1 protein-coding gene is annotated in these 1,219 nt (G+C 69.6%); it reads right to left on the bottom strand.

The features are described from left to right. Positions 1–1,219 (bottom strand): condensation domain-containing protein (locus DVU99_RS19545; RefSeq protein WP_232823672.1); only part of this gene is annotated, 1,219 nt, incomplete at both ends.

Raw genomic sequence — 1,219 nt, 5'->3', positions numbered from 1 at the left:
CGCAGCCAGTCGCCCAGGTCGGCCTGCTCGGCCGGCGCCTGGACGATGGGCAGGGTGTTGCTGAACAGGCCCAGCAGGCTGTCGGCGCCGGCCAGTTGCGCGGGGCGGCCGGCCACGGTGGCGCCGAAGGCGACGCGCTGCTGCCCGGTGTAGCGTTGCAGCAGGAGAATCCATGCCGCCTGCACCAGGGTATTGAGCGTCACCCGTTGGCTGCGGGCGAAGGCTTTCAGGCGTTCGGTGGCCGCCGCGTCGTAGCGGCTGTACTCCAGGCCATGACCGCTGCCGTCGGCCGGGCGCGCCAGGCTGTCGGCCCGCACGGGGGGCGGGGCGAAGCCTTGCAGGCGCGCGCTCCAGAAATCCTGCGCCTGCTGCTGGTCCTGGGCTTGCAGCCAGTGGATGTAGTCGCGGTAGCGGCCCTGCTCGGCGATAGTTTCGCCGTTGTAGCGACGCAGTGCCTCGGCGAACAGCTGGGCATTGCTCCAGCCGTCAAGCAGGATGTGGTGATGGGTGTAGACCAACTGGTGACTGACCTCATCGCTGCGCACCAGCACCAGGCGCAGCAACGGCGGACGCTCCAAGTCGAAGCTGCGGCTGCGTTCGGCGGCGGCCAGTTCGTCCAGTGCCGCGTTCAGGTCTTCGCGACCACGCCAGTCGAGCACCTCCAGCGGCAGCTCGACGTGTCTGTGCACGGCCTGCACCGGCTTGTCCAGACCTTGCCAGTGCACACCGGCGCGCAGGTTGTCGTGGGCATCCAGCGCGGCCTGCCAGGCCGCGCGGAAGCGCTCGACGTCCAGCCCCTGCACTTCCACGCGCAACTGGGTGACGTAGACGCCGCCTTCGCTGCCGGCCACGCCGTGGAACAGCATGCCCTGCTGCATGGGCGACAGCGGATAGAGCGCGACGATCCCGGCCCGATTCAGGCCGAGGGCGGCGAGCTGCAACGCGTCCGGCGCGTCGATGGCCGTCGGGGTGGCCGGCGTTTCTACGGCGACGTAGTCAGCGGCCACACGGGCCAGGGCCTGCAGGGTCTGGTGCTGGAACAGGTCCTTGGGGCTCAGTTGCAGGCCGGCGGCGCGGGCGCGGCTGACCACCTGGATGGAGACGATGGAGTCACCGCCCAGTTCGAAGAAGTTGTCCTCGGCACCGACGCGCTTGACCTTCAGCACCGCCTGCCAGATGTCGGCGATGCGCTGTTCCAGCTCGGAGAGCGGTGCGCTGT

This window comes from Dyella sp. C9 (assembly GCF_003332825.1).
GTDB lineage: Bacteria > Pseudomonadota > Gammaproteobacteria > Xanthomonadales > Rhodanobacteraceae > Dyella.
This window is presented reverse-complemented; position numbering and strand designations above follow the sequence as displayed.